Raw genomic sequence first — 17,356 nt, 5'->3', positions numbered from 1 at the left:
TGGGACAGTCGATCTCAGCGTAAGCCGCGTCACCACTCGCCGGTTTAAGAGTTTTTCTCATGTACGAATCGGAAATGTCATAACTTGACCAGGTGAGCAACCGACCCCTTGCTGCCGCTGGTCGTCTCGTCCCTCTCCTCCGCGCCGGGCTGATCGCCGGAATCGTGATCGCCGCCGTCGCCTATCCAGTGGTCGCCCTCACCGGGCTCGGCGCGAAGGCCACCGCGCACGCCGTGGAGCAGAAGACCCGGGTGCTGAAGACCGCCCTTCCCGCCGAGACCTCGTACGTCTACGGCCCGGACGGCAAGACCGTGCTGACCATGTTCTACGAGGAGTACCGGCAGTACACCAAGCTGTCGGACATGTCGCCGAACATCCAGCAGGCGATCGTCGCCGCCGAGGACTCCCGCTTCTACCAGCACCACGGCGTCGACCCGAAGGGCGTGGCCCGGGCCTTCGTCTCCAACGCCCGCTCCGGCGGCTCCCAGGGCGCCTCGACGCTCACCATGCAGTACGTCCGGATGGCCCTGCGGGACAGCGCGACCACGCCCAAGGAGGTCCAGGAAGCCACCCAGCAGACCAGCCTGCGCAAGGTCAGGGAGATGCGCATGGCGCTGGACCTGGAGAAGGAGCTGAGCAAGGAACAGATCATGGAGCGCTACCTGAACTCGGCGTACTTCGGGCACCGGGCGTACGGCATCTACGCGGCCAGCGAGATCTTCTTCTCCAAGACCCCGAAGGACCTCACCCCGGTCGAGGCCGCCACCCTCGCCGGACTGGTCAAGTCCCCCTCCGAGTACGACCCGGCCGACTCCGACCAGAAGGAGGCCACCGGGCGGCGCAACTACGTGCTGGACCGGATGAGCCAACTCGGCTACCTCTCCCCCGACTCGGCCGCCGCCGCCAAGTCCGAACCGATCCGGCTCAAGCTGACCACCCCACCGCACGACTGCGCCGCGGTGGCGGACAAGTACAACAGCTGGGGCTTCGCCTGCGACTACCTGAAGAACTGGTGGAGCGCGCAGCCCGCGTTCGGGGCGAACCGACTGGAACGGATGGACAACCTGCGCCGGGGCGGCTACCGCATCGTGCTCAGCCTCGACCCGAAGATCCAGGAGGCGGCGGAGAAGAGCGTCGGCGCCAAGGAGGCCACCGGCAGCCCGTTCGCCAACGGCATCGTGGTCTCCGAGCCGGGCACCGGGCGGGTGAAGGCCATGGCGGTGAACCGGACGTACTCGCTGGACCTGGCCGACAACCCGCAGAGTTCCAACCCCGAGGCCGGGCCGAAGGTGAAGGCCAACTACCCGAACACCGTGGCACCACTGCTCGGTGGGGGTGACCTGGCCGGCTACCAGGCCGGATCGACGTTCAAGATGTTCCCGATGCTGGCCGCGCTCGACGCGGGGATGCCCCTCTCCACCTCGTTCAACGCCCCACACCGCTACCGGTCCGAGGTCTACGACGGGTGGGCGCCCTCCAACGCCAGCGGCGCCATGTCCGGCCAGCAGACCATGTGGTCCGGCTTCGGCAAGTCGGTGAACACGTACTTCGTGTGGCTGGAGGAGAAGGTCGGCGCGGACCGGGCGGTCCGGTTGGCCGAACAGCTCGGGCTGCGGTGGCGCACCGACGTCGACCGGGACCACGCGTCACCGGCAAAGGCGAAGAAGTGGGGCGCGTTCACCCTGGGTGTCTCCGACGCCACCCCACTGGAGATGGCGAACGCGTACGCCGCCATCGCGGCCGACGGCCGCTACTGCGAGGCCATCCCGGTGCAAGCGATCATGAACCGGGACGGCACACCCGCCACCTACGCCACCGCGGGCGGTCTGCAACGAGAGGTGGCCAAGCCACGCTGCCGGCAGGTGGTCAACGCGGACGCCGCGCGGGCGGCCACCGACGCGGCCCGCTGCCCGACCGGAGACACCCCGGCGCGCGGCAGCTGCGGCGGATGGTCCACCGCCGACAGCGTGCGCGGCACCGTCGGACGCCCGGTGGCCGGCAAGACCGGTACGACCGACAGCACCCGGTCGGCCTGGTTCGTGGGCTACACCCCGGAGTTGGCCGCGGCGAGCTTCATCTCCGACCCGGACAACCCGTTCAACGCGGTCGGTGACGGGCAGTCCCAGATCCCGATCAAGGCGGTTTCGGAGACCCTGCGCGACGGCCTGAAAGGCATCCCGACCCGCCAGTTCACCCCACCGTCGGACGCCATCGTCGGCTGACCCGGCGCGAGAGTCAGCGCAGGTCGGCGGCGACGAACGACCACAGCTCCAGATCCACCCGGCCGCCGCTGACGAACCCTGCGTTACGCAGCAGACCCTCGTAGCTGAACCCGGCCTTCTCGGCGACCCGGCGCGAGGCCAGGTTGCCGGGAGCCACCCGCAGCTCGACCCGCTGGAAGCCGTGCTCCAGGATCAGCGCGATGGCCACCGCGTCGACCGCCTCGGCGGCGAAGCCGAACCCCCGCGCGTGCGCCGCCATCGCGTAGGAGATCTCGGTGAGGCGGGCGCCCCAGTCGGTGCGCCGGGTCCACAGCGAGCCCACCACCTGGTCGTCCTCGCGCCGGAGCACCGCGTAGTGGTCGCCCTCCCCGCTGTCGCGCCGCTGCCGGGCCAGATCCGTGCACCAGGCCAGCCCGTCGATCGGGCCGGAGTCGTCGGGCAGCGGCAGCCAACGCCGGGTCAGCTTGTCGGCGAAGATCTCCCCGGCCGCCGCCGCGTCGGCCGCCGTGAGCTGACGCACCTCGGTACGCGGGGTGGAGACGGTCAACGCCGGGAACCGGCGCACCGCCACCTGACCGATCACACCGACACCTCGCCCGGCTGCGCCGGTACCACCTCGCTCGTCGGGTCGGCCGCCGCCGCGGCGACCAACCGGGCCGCCGTCGCCGGATGGCTCGCCCAGTGCAGGGTGAGCTGCGAGGCGTGCACGTTGCGCCAGACGAAGCCCTCCGGCGCGCCGCCGTCCCAGCTCCAGGCCGGGCGCTGACCAGCGCGGGGGGTGAGCACCGCACGGTGCGCCTTGTGCCCGACCAGCACCGTGCCGGTGGCGGCGACCACGCTGTCGGTCTGGGCCGTCGCCTCCCGATAGCCGGCCACCACACCTTCGCGGCTGACGCCGACCGCGTCCAGGACACCGCACATGGGCAGCCCGTCCAACTCCCGGGCCAGCCAGAGCAGCCCGGCGCCCTCGGCGATCACCGGACGCCCGGTCCGCGCCAACTCGGCCACCGCGATGCAGAGCCGCCGGTTGGCCGACAACTGCTCGGCGTACGCCTCGGGCAACGCGCCGCCGACGACCAGCGCGCGGGTGCCGACCGGCAGCGCCTCGTCGCGCAGCGGGTCGACGACGACGACCTCGGCGCCGGCGGCCCGGAGCAACTCGGTGGTCTCCGGGTGGCTGAAGCTGCCGCCCGGCCCACCGGCCACCGCCACCAGTGGGCGGTTCGCCGGGGGTGTGAACGTGCCGAGGGCCTCCTCGGGAGACCAGGCCGGCGCCGGCAGCGGCGGAGCGGAGCGGGCCAGCCCGAGCAGCCGTTCCAGGTCGACAGTGGCGGCGACGGCCTCGCCCAGCCGGCGGACCGCACGGACGGCATCGGCCGAGTCGTCAACCACCGGCGCCACCCCGTGCCGCCGCGACGGCAGCACCGCCGGCAGGTCCTGTCGACGCAGCGCGCCGTAGACCGGCACGCCCACGTCGTCCAACGCCTCGCGCAGCATCGCCTCGTGTCGCGACGACGCCACCCGGTTGAGGATCACCCCGCCGAGCCACAACTGCTCGTCGTACGAGCGGAAACCGTGCACCAGGGCCGCCACCGACTGACCCATCGCGGCCACGTCGACAACGAGCACCACCGGGCTGCGCAGCGCGGCTGCCGCTGCCGCCGTGGACTCCTGCTCGGGACGGCCACCGACCGAGTCGTACAGCCCCATGCTGCCCTGCACCACGGCCAGCCCGGCACCGGCGGCACCGTGCGCCACCAGCGGGGCGAGCCGGTCCAGGCCGACCAGTCGGGGGTCGATCACCCGGCCCGGCCGACCGGAGGCGAGGCCGAGGTAGGCGGCGTCGACGTGGTCCGGCCCGAGCTTGAACCCGGCGACGTCGACCCCTCGCTCGGCCAGGGCGGCGAGCAGCCCGATCGCCAGCGCGTTCTTACCGTGCCCGGAGGACGGCGCGCTGAGCACCAGGCGCGGCACGACGGTCATCATCGACTCCTCGCGAGCGGCGGCGGGTACGCGACGGGACGACCAAGGCCGATCCGTCGGCGTGACGATACCCGCCCGGCTGAAGGCGCGAGCACCGCCAACCGGGGTGGGCGGCCCGGCCCTGGCAGTGCCCCCGGGGGCGTCGGCCTCGGCCCGGTCCGGCCCGGTCCAGGTCAGTGGCGCCGGTCATACGAGTAGCCTCGGTGCCGTGTACCGGTTCCTGCTGAGCCCACGCTGGCTGGGCGCTCTCGCGCTGACCCTGGTCGCGGCCGCCGTCATGGTGTTCCTCGGCAACTGGCAGCTGGACCGCTACCGGGGGCGCACCGAGGTCAACGAGCGGATCGACGCGGGCCAGCGGATGGCTCCCGTGCCGCTCGCCGACGCGCTGCGCGCGCCCGCCGGCGGCGCGGGGACGGCCGGTCCGGCCCCCGCCGAGGACAAGGTCTGGACCCGGGTCACCGTCACCGGCCGGTACGACCCCACGAACACCGTGCTGGTCCGCGGCCGGACGGTGGACAGCCGGGTCGGTTTCGAGGTGCTCACCCCGCTGGTGCTCGCCGACGGCACGGCGCTGCTGGTGGACCGGGGCTGGATCCCGCCGGCGCCCGGTGGGGCGACCGCCCAGCCGTCGGTGCCGGCCGCGCCGACCGGCGACGTGACGGTGGTCGGCCGGGTGCACGAGACAGAGAGCGGCGCCGGCGCGGTGGCCCGACGCGACGGGCTGCTGGAGATCCGGCGGATCGGGGTGTCGCGGCTGGCCGGCGAGCTTCCCTACCCGGTCTACGGTGCGTATCTGCTGCTCGACGAGCAGACCCCGGCAGCCGATCCGGTGTTCAAGGCGGTGCCGGTCGGGCACGCCAACAACTGGCAGAACTTCGGCTACGTCGTGCAGTGGTGGCTGTTCGCGGTGATGGCCCTCTTCGGCTATGGCTGGGTGGCCCGTCGGGAGGCTCGCCGGGCCGCCGGCATCGGCACCACCCCGGCTCCCCTGGACCGGGCCGCCGAGCCGACGCCGACCGCTTCCGCCTGACCTCGCCCGGTCAGCCAGTCACGCGGCCGGCGTGGATGGCGCGGACCGCGTCGATGGTGTCCGCCTCCGCGGCGGACTTGTCATCGCGGTAGCGCACCACCCGGGCGAACCGCAGCGCCATCCCGCCGGGATAACGCGAACTCGTCTGCACCCCGTCGAAGGCGATCTCCACCACCTGCTCGGGCCGGACCCGGACCACCCAGTCGCCGCGTTCCACGGCGAGGCCGAGGAACCGTTCGGTCTGCCACCGCAGCAACTCGTCGGTGAGCCCCTTGAACGTCTTGCCGAGCATCACGAAGTCACCGGTGCGCGCGTCACGCGCACCCAGATGCAGGTTGGACAGCCAGCCCTTGCGTCGGCCGCTGCCCCACTCGACGGCGAGCACCACCAGGTCGAGGGTGTGCCGCGGTTTCACCTTGACCCAGGCAGCACCGCGCCGGCCGGCGTCGTAGGGAGCGTCCGGCGCCTTGACCACCACGCCCTCCTGCCCGGCGTCGAGCGCGGCGGCGAACGCGGCGGCGGCCTGCTCCGGGCCGTCGACCTCCATCCGGCCGACCAGCAGCGACGAATCCACCGAACCGGCGAGGGCGGCCCACCGCTCCCGGCCGGGAAGGTCGATCAGATCCTGGCCGTCGAGGTGCAGCAGGTCGAAGAAGTACGGGGTGAGCACCGTCGCGCCCGTGCTGGCGGCCGCCGCGAGCACCGCCGGAGCGACAGGTGTGCGCCCGGTGGTGCTGGGGGTGGTGCGTCGGGCGGCCCGGCTCGACGTCTGCTGGAACGGCAGTGGGCGGCCGGTCTCGTCCAGGCCGATCGCCTCGCCGTCGAGGACCAACTCCCGACCCGGCAGGGCACGGACCGCGGCGACCACCTCGGGCACCCGGGTGGTGATCTCGTCGAGGCTGCGGGTGAACACGGCGATGTCGGTGCCGGAGCGGTGCACCTGGATGCGGATGCCGTCGAGCTTCACGTCGACCACCGCCGGCGTGCCGGTCGCGGCGAGCGCCTCGTCGACCGAGGGGGCGCTCTGCGCGAGCATCGGCGCCAGTGGGCGGCCGACCTGTAGACCGAACCCGGCCAACTCGGCGGCCCCTCCGGCCAGCGCGGCCACCGCCACGGCCCGGAGATCACCGGCGAGCAGCAGTGCCCGGCGGACCGCCGCCACCGGCACCTCGGCGGCCCGGGCCACCGCGTCCGCGAGGAGGCCGGCCTGGGCGCCCTGCCGTAGCTCGCCACTGAACAGGCCGGTGAGCAGCCGCTGCTCGTCGGCCGTGGCCGCCGCGTAGAGGGCACCGAGCAGCGCCCGACGCCGAGCCTGTGAGCCCGAACCGTGCACTGCGGCGATCTGCGCGATGGCCGCGTCCACGGCGGCCACCGTCAACGTCGGCTCGGCGGCCGGCGGCGGCACGTCACGCAGGCTCGCATAGCCGACCCCGGTCTGCCGTTGGCGCAGCTCACCGGCGAGATAGCCGGCGCCGGGCTCGACCTCGGCGGGATCGAGCCGGCGCAGCGCGTCAGCGAGCAGCTCCACCTTGGCCCGTCGGCCGCTGGTGGCGCCGACGGCGGCGGAGGTGGCTGCCAGATCGAGGAACCGCACGCAGCTCATCCTGCCAGTCACCTCCGACACCGCCCGGGCATTGCCGTGCCCGGGCGGTGTCGGCAGGGTGCCGCCCACTCACGTGGACGACAGGCCTAGGCGGAGATGGGCTCCTCGATGCGCAAGCCTCGGGCGCGGACCTCGCCGGCGACCCGGGAGAGCACCGAGTCGAGGGCGACCAGTGCGGCGGAGAGCTCACCGAGCTGTTCGTTGAGCGTGTCCTCGGACCACGCGGAGACATCGACATCTCCCAGCGCGCTGACAGCGGCCCCCAACCGGGCCATCACCTCGTTCGTACTCATGTACGAAAGGCTATAACAGCTGACCATCCGACACGCCGTAAACTCCCAGATCAGGCCCAAAGTTGCCGTTCTGACACCTAACTGCTCACGGCCGCCACGTTGCGCAGAAGCAGTGCCTCGGCGAGGCAGACCCGGGCGAACTCACCCAGGTGCAGACTCTCGTTCGGGCCGTGCGCGCGGGCGTGCGGGTCCTCCACGCCGGTCACCAGGATCGCCGCCTTCGGGAACATCTCCTGGAAGGTGGCGATGAACGGAATCGAACCGCCGACGCCGATGTCCACCGGGTCGGTGCCGTCCCAGGCGGTCCGGAAGGCCGAACGGGCGGCGTCGAACATCGGCCCGGTCGCGTCGATCACGCACGGGTCACCGTCGTGTTCGAAGGTGACAGTCACCTGGGCACCCCACGGCGCGTGCTGCTCCAGGTGCGCGCGCACCGCCGCGTACGCCCGCTTGGGGTCGTCGCCCGGGGCGAGGCGGATGCTGAGCTTCGCCTTCGCGGCCGGGACCAGGGCGTTCGGCGCCTCGCCGGTGGACGGCGCGTCGACACCGAGAATGGCCAGCGCCGGCTTGGTCCAGAGTCGGTCGGTGATCCGGCCGGTGCCGATGAACTGCACGCCCTCGGCGAGCCCGGCCTCGGCCCGGACCCGGTCCTCCGGGTAGTCGACGACGGCACCCTCCCGGCCGACCAGTCCGTCCACGGCCACGTCACCGGCGTCGTCGTGCAGCGTCGCCAACAGCCGGACCAGCGCGGTGAGCGCGTCCGGCACGGCACCGCCGAACATGCCGCTGTGCACCGCGTGGTCCAGCGTGCGCACCTCGACGAAGCAGTTGACGATGCCCCGCAGCGAGGTGGTCAACGCCGGTACGCCGATGTCCCAGTTACCCGAGTCGGCGATCACGATGACGTCCGAGGTGATCTCGTCGCGGTGCTCGGCCAGCAGTTGCTCCAGCGAGTCGGAGCCGTACTCCTCCTCGCCCTCGATGAAGAGGACCACGCCGACCGGCAGCGCGTCACCGTACGCGCGCAGCGCCGCCACGTGCGCCATGACGCCGGCCTTGTCGTCGGCCGCACCCCGGGCGTAGAGCCGGCCGTCCCGTTCCACCGGCTCGAACGGGTCGGACTCCCACAGCGACCGGTCGCCGACCGGCTGGACGTCGTGGTGGGCGTAGAGCAGCACTGTGGGCGCGCCGGGCGGGGCGGCCCGACGGCCGATCACCGCGGGCTGGCCGCCGGATCGCACGATGTCGACGTCCAGGCCACAGCCGCGCAGCAGCTCGGCGACAGCCTCCGCGGAGCGTTCCACGTGCGAGTGGTCGAAGCCCTCGAAGGCGATGCCGGGGATGCGGACGAGGCGCTCCAGGTCGGCCCGCACGCCGGGCATCTCCCGCTCGACGGCGGCCCGCACCTCGGACTCGGACATGATCGGTGAGGTCATGACCGGCATCGTATGCCGGCCTTACCGGGGTGTGTCGGCGGAGCCCGTACCGTCACCGCTGTCAGCGGGGCCGGCGCCGGCCCGCGCGCCCGGTGCGGCCCGCCCGGCGCGGTGTGCGCGGCCCGCCGCCTCGGTGGCCGCGTCCATCCAGGAACGGGCCCGGCCGGCGGTGCCGCCCACCCACTCGCCGACGTCGCTCGCGCCGTCGCCGAGCCGGCGCAGCAACCCGACCAGCGGGTCGGTGGACCGGCTGAACTCCTCCCGGTACGACTCGGCAGCCGCCTTGATCTCCTCCGACACGCTTGTCGAGCTGTCGTCCTCGCGGCGTGGATAGTCCCCGGCCAGCACCTGCCCGTACGCCCCGGAGTCGATCCACTGGCGCACCGACGCCGCCCGCGCCACCGGCACCGGGTGGGTGCTCCACGCGGTCATCCGGATCTTGTGCAGGCTGTCGCGCAGGTCGCCGCCGCCGGCGTACTCGGCGGCCTGCTCCAGGAAGGCTGTGGTGTCGACCTGGGACAGGTCACCGCCGCCGGCGAGCTTCATCAGCAGCCGCAGCGCGGCGGCCGGATCCTGCCCGGCGAGCAGGCCGGCCCGGTCGGCGGAGAGTTCCGCCTTGCGCCACCACTCCAGCATCGCCGCGATGATGGCGCGCAGCGCGATCGCGCCGACCGGCAACCAGCTCAGGTTGGCCGCCCACCGGGTGAGGATCATGAGCATGGTCTTGTAGACCGCGTGCCCGCTGCCCACGTGCCCCAACTCGTGGCCGAGCAGGCAGCGCAGCTCGTCCTCGTCGAGTTGCTGCACGCAGGCGGAGTTCAGCACGATGAACGGCCGCTCCAGCCCGACCGCCTCGGCGCCCAACCAGGGCGACTGGGTCACGTACAGCTCGGGCAGTTCGGCCACGTCGAGCGCCGCCGCCGCCTCGGTGTAGCGCTGCCACACCGCCGGGTACTGCCGGTGGTCGACCCCGATGCCGGAGGCCAGCACGGACAGCCGGAAGCCCCGCTCGTTCCACATCCCGAAGAACGCCCGCAGCACGTCGTCGAAACCGCGCAGCTCCCGCAGCGCGACCAGGGCACCCCGGTCGGCCGGATGCTCCCAGGCCCGCGAGCTGATGCCGGTGAGGGTGATCCGACGCCGCGCTGGCGCGTCCGCTGCCGTCATGGTGGCTCCCCGTTCGCCGTAGCTCTCCGCATCGTGCCGCAGTCGGTGGCCCACGTCCATGCCCCGCTCAGCGAAGCCGCACGTAGTACCGGTCCGCGTCGTACGGCAGTGTCGGCGCGCCATCCACCAACAGGTCGGCGTGGGTCACGGTCTCGTCGGCGGCGAAGTGCGCCCGCTCCCCGTCATGCCAGCGGCGCAGCTCGGGCAGGATCTCCGGCCCGTCCCGGGCGACAGCGCGAGCCAGCCGCAGCGGCGCGGGCGCGGTGACGAACACGGCCAGCGTCAGCTCCGGCCGGACGACCGTTCGGGCGGCGCTGACGCCCTCGACCACCAGCACCGGAGCCACCGGCACCGGAACCGGCCGGGGCAGGAAGGACTGCCGGACCCAGCTGTACCGCCGGTAGGCGCCCGGCTCCCCGTTACGCAGCGGGGCGAGCACCCAGTCGTCGAGCCGGGGCCAGAAGGTGACCTGGTCGTCCCACCCGTCGAGCAGGTCGTCGGTGTGCACCACCGGCGGTCGGCCGCCGAGCGGCCCCGCCAGGGCATCCGCGAGCTGGGCGGCGAACCGGCTCTTACCCGCGCCGCTCGGCCCGTCGACCGCGACCAGCCGGGTCCGCCCCAACCGCGCCGGGCCCGCGAGCACCCGACGAGCCAGTTCGGCGTACGCCTCGACAACCGCCACGGTCGGTCCGCCAGTTCCCGGGTTCAGCGCAGCCTCCCGTGGTGCATGACCGAAGTATGCCGCCATCGCCCTGGCCGGCCACCGTCACGTCCGGGGGAATTGGTGCGGCGACGGGTGACGGGCGGCCCGTTCGCCGCCCGGGGTGCCACCGAATCGGCATGATCGGGTGGTGCTCCGAGACGTAATGAGCCCCGGTATAGACGCCCTACTCGAACAGGCCCGCGCCGGGCTGCACCGACTGACTCCGCAGCAGACCGTCGAGGCGGTCCGCGGCGGCGCGTTGCTGGTCGACACCCGCACCGAACTACAGCGCCGCGAACAGGGCGACCTGCCGGGCGCGGTCGTCATCGACCGGACCGTACTGGAGTGGCGCCTCGATCCGGCCAGCGCCTGGCGGATCCCGGAAGCCACCGGGTACGACCGGGAGATCATCCTGGTGTGCCGACAGGGTTACAGCTCCAGTCTGGCCGCTGCCAGCCTGCAGACCCTCGGCCTGCGCCGGGCCACCGACATGATCGGCGGCATGGACGCCTGGCTCGCCGCCGGCCTGCCCACCACCGACCGTCCGGCCGACATCCGCCCCTGACCCCCCGACCTTGCCCCTCGAGTGCCATTCCGGGCGGTCGGTCTACGCAAGATCGTGCTCGATCCAGGAAACAGGCCCCTCCTTGTGTGGGCGAGGCCCCTCCAACAATGATCGAGCACGATCCCTTTACCCTCCCCAAGGGACGGTGCGCCCGGTCAGGACGGGGCACCGGGTGGGATGAAGGGCAGGTCGGCGGGGGGGCCGGCTTCGATGAGACGCCAGAGGGCATCGGTGTCCAGGTGTTCCTCGACCAGGTCGCCGAGCAGGTCGAGTGAGCGCTCCCGGGCGGCGGCGAAGCTGGTGGCCGGCGCGACCCGGAATCCGCTGCGGCCGGCCAGCCGGGCCGCCTCGGTGAGGAACCACCGGCGGAACTCGTCGGACTCGAACGCCCCGTGCCAGTGCGTGCCGTGCACCACGCCGAGCACGGCCCCCTCCCCGACACCGTCGTCGCTGGTCAGCAGCGGGGTCAGGCTCGGGTCGGCCTGCGAGACGTACCCGTGGTGGATCTCGTAGCCCCGCACCGGGAGGCCACCGTGGCCGGTGCCCACCGACTGCCGGACGGTCTTGCGCGGGTCGAAGGTGATGTCGATGGGCAGCAGACCGAGCCCCGGCACGCTGCCCTGCCGGCTCTCCACCGGATCGTGGATGGCGCGGCCGAGCATCTGGAAGCCGCCGCAGAGGCCGAGCAGGGGCTTGCCGGCCGCCACATGGGTGGCCACCGCGTCGGCGAGACCGGTTTCGCGCAGCCACGCGAGGTCCGCGACGGTGGACTTGGAGCCGGGTAGGACGACCAGGTCGGCGGCGGCCAGTTCGGCCGGTTCGATGGTGAGGCGTACCCGGACGCCCGGCTCGGTGGCGAGCGCCTCCACGTCGGTGGCGTTGCTGATCCGGGGTAGGCGGACGACGGCCACGTCCAGCCATTCACTGCCGTGCGGGGCGGCGGGTCGGCCGAGCACCCGGCCGTAGGCGAGTGAGTCCTCCGCGTCGAGCCACAGGTCCAGCGCCCAGGGCAGCACCCCGTACGTGGGGCGGCCGGTGACCTGACGCAGCATGTCCAGGCCCGGCTGGAGCAGCCCGAGGTCGCCCCGAAACTTGTTGATCACGAACCCGGCGATCAGCGCCTGGTCGGCCGGGTCGAGCAGGGCCACGGTGCCGAACATCGAGGCGAAGACACCGCCCCGGTCGATGTCGCCGACGACGATGGTGGGCAGGTTGGCGTGCCGGGCCAGCCCCATGTTGACGTAGTCACCGGCCCGCAGGTTGATCTCCGCGGGGCTGCCGGCGCCCTCGCAGATCACCACGTCGTACGTCTCGCGCAGCTCGGCCAGCGCGGCGTACGCGGTCTCGGCGAGCCGGGGACGCAACTGCCGGAAGGTGCCGGCGGTGATCGTGTCGACCGCCTCGCCCAGCAGCACCACCTGACTGGCCAGGTCACTGCCCGGTTTGAGCAGCACCGGGTTGAACCGCAGGTCGGGTGCGAGCCCGCACGCCGCGGCCTGCATGGCCTGGGCGCGCCCGATCTCGCCGCCGCGCCCGTCCGGCCCGACGACCACCGCCGAGTTGTTCGACATGTTCTGCGCCTTGTACGGCGCCACCTTCACGCCCTGCCGGTGCAGCCAACGACAGATGCCGGCGGTGAGCACACTCTTGCCGGCGTCGGACGTCGTGCCGGCCACCAGCAGCCCGCCGCTCACCGCCCACTCCCCCGCCGACCCACAGCGCCGAACAGTGCACGTCTGCTCACCGCGCCGACCAGCCGGCCGAGCGTCACCGGGTACGCGGCCGCCAACCCGACGGCGGCCAGCCCCACCACGCCGGAGATCCGGGCGGCCCGCTTCAGGTGCCGCGCCTCCGGGCGAGGGCCGTCGCCGAGGAACGGCCGCACCTCGGAGCGCCCGAAGTAGACGTTGCGACCACCGAGGCGGACCCCGAGCGCACCGGCCATCGCCGCCTCGCACTGACCGGCGTTGGGGCTCGGGTGGTCGTTGCGGTCCCGCCGCCACACCTGCCAGGCGCGCTGACGGTCCCCGTGCGCGACCGGCGCGACGGCGATGGTGAGCAGCCCGGTCAGCCGGGACGGCACGAGGTTGAGAGCGTCGTCCAGCCGAGCGGCCGGCGTGCCGAACCGCGCGTAGCGCGTCGACCGGTGCCCGACCATCGCATCGAGGGTGTTCGCCGCGCGGTAGCCCAGCAGGCCGGGCAGACCAGCGACCGCACCCCAGAGCAGCGGAGCGACCACCGCGTCCGAGGTGTTCTCCGCGACCGACTCGACGGTGGCGCGGGCCAGCTCCGACTCGCCCAGCGTCGACGGGTCCCGCCCGCAGAGGTGACCGAGGCGTCGCCGGGCAGCGGGCAGGTCACCGTCACGCAGCGTACGACCCATGACGGTCGCCTCGTGCCGTAGCGTGCGGCCGCCCAGCACGGTCCACGTGCCGGCCGCCACCAGCACCGCCCGGGTCACCGGCCGGTGCCGGGTAGCCGCCGCGGCGACCGCCCCGAGCAACACCGGCCCACCGACGGCCAGCGCGGTGAACGCCGTGCCCGCCGTTCGGTCCGGGCGGTAGAGGCGGCGCTCCAGCGCGCCCGCGGCCTGCCCGAAGCCGGCAACCGGGTGCCACCGGCGGGGGTCGCCGAGCACCCTGTCCAGCGCGTACCCGGCGAGCAGCCCCACCGCGTTCGCCATCGGCGCTGTCCGTCGCACCCGCACCACCTCCGGCCGGCCAGCCTAGACGAGCACCCCGTGAACCAGCCCAACCCACGGTCCCGCACCGGCAACGAGAACCCGTGGAGCGAACAGGCAGCCCAACCTGCCGACGCCCGTCACGCGGGGTGACGACGCCGGTCGCGCCGCCACCCCGCCCCCGTCGTGACCGGTCAGGCTGGCTGCGGGATCCGGCCCCGACCACGCCGCCCTCGACCGGGCTGCGCCGGCTCCGGCTGCCCCTCGTCGGACACCGGCCCCAACTCGATGTCCAGGTCACCGTCGGCGTTGTTGTCGTCGTCCGCCTCGGGCGGAGGGGCCAACTCGTCGTCGAGGTCCGGCGGAGCGTCGGCCAGCCCGGCCTGCCCGCCGCTCGCAAGCGCTCCGCCGTCACCGAAGACCCCGCCGCTCGGGGAACTGTCGTCGTCCCCCGGGACGTTGCCGAACGGGCTGGTTCGCAGCTCCGCGTAGTCGGGCAGCTCGAAGTCGTCATCCAGCGGACGGTCGTCGGGCAGCACGGGCGCCTGCCCGGTCGGCACCGGCTCGGTGGGCTCGCCGCGCACCCGGCTCTCGGCCTCACCGTCCTCCACGGTGCTGGTCGCCATGCTCGGCCGGTTGCGCAGGAAGCGGGCCCGACCCCGGGACAGGTCGTGGCCGACGGCCACCGCCTCCAGCTCGTAGAGCGTGCGGTGGTTACCGCCGTCGTCGGTCCAGTCGCGGGTGTAGAGCCGCCCGCAGACCACCACCGGATCGCCGACCATGACGGAGGCCGCCACCCCCTCGGCGAGCTTGCGCCAGCAGTTGACGCGGACGCGGAGCGAGTTGCCGTCAACCCACCGGCCGCTGTCCCGATCGAGTCGGCGGGCGGTCGAGGCGACCTTGAAGTTGGCCACCAGAGTGTTGCTCTGGGTCGTACGCCGCCACTCGGGCGTAGTCAGCACATTGCCGACGATTGTCACGTAAGTGTCGAACATCGTCCCTCCAGGGGGATCGGGGCCTGCCAGCGCGAGTCGACTCGACACCGAGCATCGACACTGAGAGCGCCAATCGCGAGCGCCCATCCCCGACCTGTGGATGACGAACCCACCTGTGGACAACGCCCTGATCACGCCCCGATGTGGTACGCCCGACCCGCCCGACCCGCCGCCCACGGTTTCCCAGGCCACCCGAACTGGGTAAGGACTTGATCAAGCACCACCGACAGCTGCACGTCGACGAGAGGTCAGCGCCATGATGATCACTACCATCGGCTCCGCGAACGCTTCCGAGGCGCAGCGATGAGCGCCGTGGCCAACCCGGCCACCGTGGCTGAGTGCCTGCGGGTGGGCGCCGGGTTCTCCCAGGGCGACCGCAACTGGATCGCCGAGCAGTTCGCCACCCTCGACGCCCGGCTCGCCAGCTTCCACGCTGACGCCACCGAGCTGGAGGTGTCGGTGAAGGACCGGGAGGCGCGTGGTCAGAAGGTCACCCTGGAGTGCTGGATCGCCGGCCGGCAGAAGATCGTCACCACCTCCGCGGAGGAGGACCTGCACGCCGCCCTGAACGACGTCCGTGACGACCTGCGCCGCAGGCTCAACGACGCCAAAACCCGCCAGGAGCCGCGGCACAACAAGCACCTGCGCGACCTCCCCCAGCCGCAGACCGAGGCCGACGAGTCGGAGAACCCGGCCCCCCGCGCCGACGCGGAGACGGTCTGACCCACGCCTCACCCCCGCGATCTTGCACTTTCAGCTCCCGAACAGCGGCTACTGCCCCGTTATGTCGGGACAGAAAGTGCAAGATCGCGGGGGTGAGCGGGGCGGGCGCGGGGCGGGCGCGGGGCGGGCTACCGCTGGGTAGGTTGGCGGCGTAGCGTCGCGTTCGTGGAACCGGACGTGTTGGGGCCGCCGTACGAGCGGCAGACGATCGACCTGGGCACCGACGACGAAGGCCCCGTCGTCGCGACAGTGGTCCGGCGGCGGGCCGAGCGCCCCACCGGGCGGGCCGTGCTCTACGTGCACGGCTTCGTCGACTACTTCTTCCAGACACATCTGGCCGATTTCTTCGCCGAGCGAGGCTGGGATTTCTACGCGCTCGACCTCCGCAAATACGGCCGCAGTCTGCTCCCCGCCCAGACCCCCAACTTCTGTCGCGACATCAGCGACTACTTCCCCGAGCTGGACGCCGCCGCCGAGATCATCCGCTCCGATGACGGGCACGACACCCTGCTGGCGATGGGCCACTCCACCGGTGGCCTGATCATCTCGCTCTGGGCGGACGCCCGCCGCGACACCGGCACCATCGATGGCCTGGTGCTCAACAGCCCCTTCTTCGACCTGAACGCCCCCTGGGCGGTCCGTCGACCCCTCGCGGCCGCCGCGTCGCGGCTGGGCCGCAGGGCGCCGCACCGCATCCTCCCGTTCGGGTTGGGCACCGTGTACGGCGAGAGCATCCACTCCGACCACCGCGGCGAGTGGACCTACGACCTGGCGTGGAAGCCGCTGGCCGGATTCCCGGTCCGGGCCGGCTGGCTGAACGCGATCCGCACCGGGCAACGCCGGCTGCGCGCCGGGCTGGACATCCAGGTGCCGGTGCTGCTGGCCTGCTCGACCCGGTCCTTCCGAGGCACCAAGTGGCACGACAACGCGACACTGGCCGACGCCGTACTGGACGTGGAACACATGGTCCGCTACGCGCCCCGCCTCGGGCGCCACGTCACACTGGCCCGCTTCGACGGAGGGATGCACGACCTCACGCTCTCCGGCCCCACCGTACGCAAAAAGGTCTTCGACGAGGTGGGCCGCTGGGCCGAGGCGTTCCTCGCCGCCGGCCCCACCGCCCCGGCCGACGTGACGGGAGCGGCGACGCCCGGCGGCTGACCAGGCCGGCCAACACGCGGTTCAGATGTCCCCGGGCGTCGCCGGGAGGACGGCACGGATCCGGTCGAAGGTCGCCACCGGTTGCGCGCCGACACCGGGCAGGACCAGGCCCAGGCAGTACGGGGAGACCTCACCGGTGGGTTCGGCCTGAACGATGAAGACCGGCGCGCCGACGTACCCCGGCGGTAGCTCGGTGGTGATCAGCACGGCGTCCCCGTCGCGGACCACCCGCTCGATCGCGACCTCCAGCGGCCGCGACCCGTCTTCGCGTACCCCATGGGCCAGCACGAAGGCGGAACTGGCGTCGGCGCCGAGACGGGCGACCACCTCGGGCCCGGCGGCGATCCCCGCCGGCACCGGCTGGACGCGCCACCGCCAGCCGCCGTCGCCGGCATACCGGTGCAGGCCAGCGGTTGGCAACACCGCAACCCCGTCGCCCGCGAAGCGGGCCCAACCGGGCACGATCTCGGCCTCGGAAATGACGGCCGGGGCCACCCCCGCCGGCTCGGTGACGCTCGCCCGCAGGCTCAACTCACCACCCGAACCGCCCACCAGGTCCGCCGCCGTCAGCAGCGACTCCCCCACCGGGTCGTCGCCGCCCTGGAAGAAGAACGCGGTACCGACGTCGCCCGACGACCGGTACGCCAGGATGGCGCGACCGACGACCTGGCACAGCTCGTAGGCGACGCTGCTCTCGGCATCGGAATCCAGCAACACCAGCCAAAGGTACGGTCCGCGGCCAGGCCGGTCCGCGGTAACCCGGATGCCCGCTACGAGGCGGACGTGAGACTCTGC

Annotated in this window: 15 protein-coding genes and 1 pseudogene; 5 read left to right on the top strand and 11 right to left on the bottom strand. The window is 72.8% G+C overall.

Going from position 1 to position 17,356, the window contains the following annotated elements; translation table 11 throughout:
• The first annotated feature begins 92 nt into the window (after positions 1-92).
• Complete coding sequence (locus ABZ794_RS27270) at positions 93-2,222, top strand: transglycosylase domain-containing protein (RefSeq protein WP_357518217.1); 2,130 nt, start codon at positions 93-95, stop codon at positions 2,220-2,222.
• A gap of 13 nt (positions 2,223-2,235) precedes the next feature.
• Here the strand turns inward: ABZ794_RS27270 and ABZ794_RS27265 are convergent, their stop codons facing one another.
• Together ABZ794_RS27265 and ABZ794_RS27260 are read right to left on the bottom strand one after the other, a co-directional pair.
• The gene (locus ABZ794_RS27265; protein WP_091405515.1) at positions 2,236-2,805 is read right to left on the bottom strand and encodes a GNAT family protein; all 570 of its coding nucleotides are present in this window, start codon (positions 2,803-2,805) and stop codon (positions 2,236-2,238) included.
• Positions 2,802-4,205 (bottom strand): cobyrinate a,c-diamide synthase, encoded by a 1,404-nt coding sequence (locus ABZ794_RS27260; RefSeq protein ID WP_238688591.1) that lies wholly within the window; start codon positions 4,203-4,205, stop codon positions 2,802-2,804. Before ABZ794_RS27260 ends, ABZ794_RS27265 begins: the two co-directional genes overlap by 4 nt.
• Before the next feature lie 208 nt (positions 4,206-4,413).
• Between ABZ794_RS27260 and ABZ794_RS27255 the strand changes: the two genes are divergently transcribed.
• A complete protein-coding gene (locus ABZ794_RS27255) occupies positions 4,414-5,235 on the top strand; it encodes an SURF1 family protein (protein WP_112622584.1) in 822 nt (273 codons plus the stop codon).
• 10 nt (positions 5,236-5,245) lie between these two features.
• Here the strand turns inward: ABZ794_RS27255 and ABZ794_RS27250 are convergent, their stop codons facing one another.
• The 5 genes and pseudogenes from ABZ794_RS27250 to ABZ794_RS27230 all read right to left on the bottom strand — a co-directional run bounded on the left by ABZ794_RS27250 (position 5,246) and on the right by ABZ794_RS27230 (position 10,416).
• On the bottom strand, positions 5,246-6,838 hold the full coding sequence (locus ABZ794_RS27250; protein ID WP_247670121.1) for an ATP-dependent DNA ligase: 1,593 nt from the start codon (positions 6,836-6,838) through the stop codon (positions 5,246-5,248).
• An 86-nt stretch (positions 6,839-6,924) separates the two neighbouring features.
• Complete coding sequence (locus ABZ794_RS27245; protein WP_030488220.1) at positions 6,925-7,131, bottom strand: hypothetical protein; 207 nt, start codon at positions 7,129-7,131, stop codon at positions 6,925-6,927.
• 77 nt (positions 7,132-7,208) lie between these two features.
• On the bottom strand, positions 7,209-8,552 hold the full coding sequence (locus tag ABZ794_RS27240; RefSeq protein ID WP_357518259.1) for a dipeptidase: 1,344 nt from the start codon (positions 8,550-8,552) through the stop codon (positions 7,209-7,211).
• 204 nt (positions 8,553-8,756) lie between these two features.
• Positions 8,757-9,734: pseudogene (locus ABZ794_RS27235) on the bottom strand (M48 family metallopeptidase); the annotation flags it as partial.
• Positions 9,735-9,801: 67 nt separating this feature from the next.
• Positions 9,802-10,416: a hypothetical protein gene (locus ABZ794_RS27230; RefSeq protein WP_210786140.1), complete on the bottom strand. Its 615-nt coding sequence runs from the start codon at positions 10,414-10,416 to the stop codon at positions 9,802-9,804.
• 184 nt (positions 10,417-10,600) lie between these two features.
• On the opposite strand from ABZ794_RS27230, the gene ABZ794_RS27225 reads away from it, so the two are divergent.
• Entirely contained in the window at positions 10,601-11,002 is a 402-nt protein-coding gene (locus tag ABZ794_RS27225; RefSeq protein ID WP_203126299.1) for a rhodanese-like domain-containing protein, read from the top strand.
• A 155-nt stretch (positions 11,003-11,157) separates the two neighbouring features.
• On the opposite strand, the gene ABZ794_RS27220 is transcribed toward ABZ794_RS27225, so the two are convergent.
• From ABZ794_RS27220 to ABZ794_RS27210, 3 genes are all read right to left on the bottom strand, one after another.
• A complete protein-coding gene (locus tag ABZ794_RS27220; RefSeq protein WP_357518214.1) occupies positions 11,158-12,696 on the bottom strand; it encodes a cobyric acid synthase in 1,539 nt (512 codons plus the stop codon).
• Complete coding sequence (locus ABZ794_RS27215; protein WP_357518257.1) at positions 12,693-13,685, bottom strand: cobalamin biosynthesis protein; 993 nt, start codon at positions 13,683-13,685, stop codon at positions 12,693-12,695. The genes ABZ794_RS27220 and ABZ794_RS27215 overlap by 4 nt, the downstream gene beginning before the upstream one ends.
• 191 nt (positions 13,686-13,876) lie before the next feature.
• Positions 13,877-14,677, bottom strand: a complete 801-nt coding sequence (locus ABZ794_RS27210; RefSeq protein ID WP_357518212.1) for a single-stranded DNA-binding protein — start codon at positions 14,675-14,677, stop codon at positions 13,877-13,879.
• Positions 14,678-14,980: 303 nt separating this feature from the next.
• Here ABZ794_RS27210 and ABZ794_RS27205 point away from each other — a divergent pair, with 303 nt between their 5' ends.
• A complete protein-coding gene (locus ABZ794_RS27205) occupies positions 14,981-15,400 on the top strand; it encodes an HPF/RaiA family ribosome-associated protein (RefSeq protein WP_238688586.1) in 420 nt (139 codons plus the stop codon).
• Between the two features lie 165 nt (positions 15,401-15,565).
• A complete protein-coding gene (locus tag ABZ794_RS27200; protein WP_238688585.1) occupies positions 15,566-16,561 on the top strand; it encodes an alpha/beta hydrolase in 996 nt (331 codons plus the stop codon).
• A 21-nt stretch (positions 16,562-16,582) separates the two neighbouring features.
• Here the strand turns inward: ABZ794_RS27200 and ABZ794_RS27195 are convergent, their stop codons facing one another.
• On the bottom strand, positions 16,583-17,278 hold the full coding sequence (locus ABZ794_RS27195; protein ID WP_357518209.1) for a hypothetical protein: 696 nt from the start codon (positions 17,276-17,278) through the stop codon (positions 16,583-16,585).
• Positions 17,279-17,356: the final 78 nt, after the last annotated feature.

This window comes from Micromonospora sp. NPDC047187, from assembly GCF_040643355.1.
Classification (GTDB): domain Bacteria; phylum Actinomycetota; class Actinomycetes; order Mycobacteriales; family Micromonosporaceae; genus Micromonospora; species Micromonospora salmantinae.
The sequence above is the reverse complement of the archived record's forward strand: the minus strand, read 5'-3'. Positions and strand labels throughout refer to the sequence as shown.

Bases quoted from the DNA above. Each gene is read 5' to 3' on its own strand.
- ABZ794_RS27260 (WP_238688591.1), bottom strand. From the start codon at position 4,205: ATGACCGTCGTGCCGCGCCTGGTGCTCAGCGCGCCGTCCTCCGGGCAC.
- ABZ794_RS27250 (WP_247670121.1), bottom strand. From the start codon at position 6,838: ATGAGCTGCGTGCGGTTCCTCGATCTGGCAGCCACCTCCGCCGCCGTC.
- ABZ794_RS27245 (WP_030488220.1), bottom strand. From the start codon at position 7,131: ATGAGTACGAACGAGGTGATGGCCCGGTTGGGGGCCGCTGTCAGCGCG.
- ABZ794_RS27240 (WP_357518259.1), bottom strand. From the start codon at position 8,552: ATGTCCGAGTCCGAGGTGCGGGCCGCCGTCGAGCGGGAGATGCCCGGC.
- ABZ794_RS27225 (WP_203126299.1), top strand. From the start codon at position 10,601: ATGAGCCCCGGTATAGACGCCCTACTCGAACAGGCCCGCGCCGGGCTG.
- ABZ794_RS27215 (WP_357518257.1), bottom strand. From the start codon at position 13,685: ATGGCGAACGCGGTGGGGCTGCTCGCCGGGTACGCGCTGGACAGGGTG.
- ABZ794_RS27210 (WP_357518212.1), bottom strand. From the start codon at position 14,677: ATGTTCGACACTTACGTGACAATCGTCGGCAATGTGCTGACTACGCCC.
- ABZ794_RS27205 (WP_238688586.1), top strand. From the start codon at position 14,981: ATGAGCGCCGTGGCCAACCCGGCCACCGTGGCTGAGTGCCTGCGGGTG.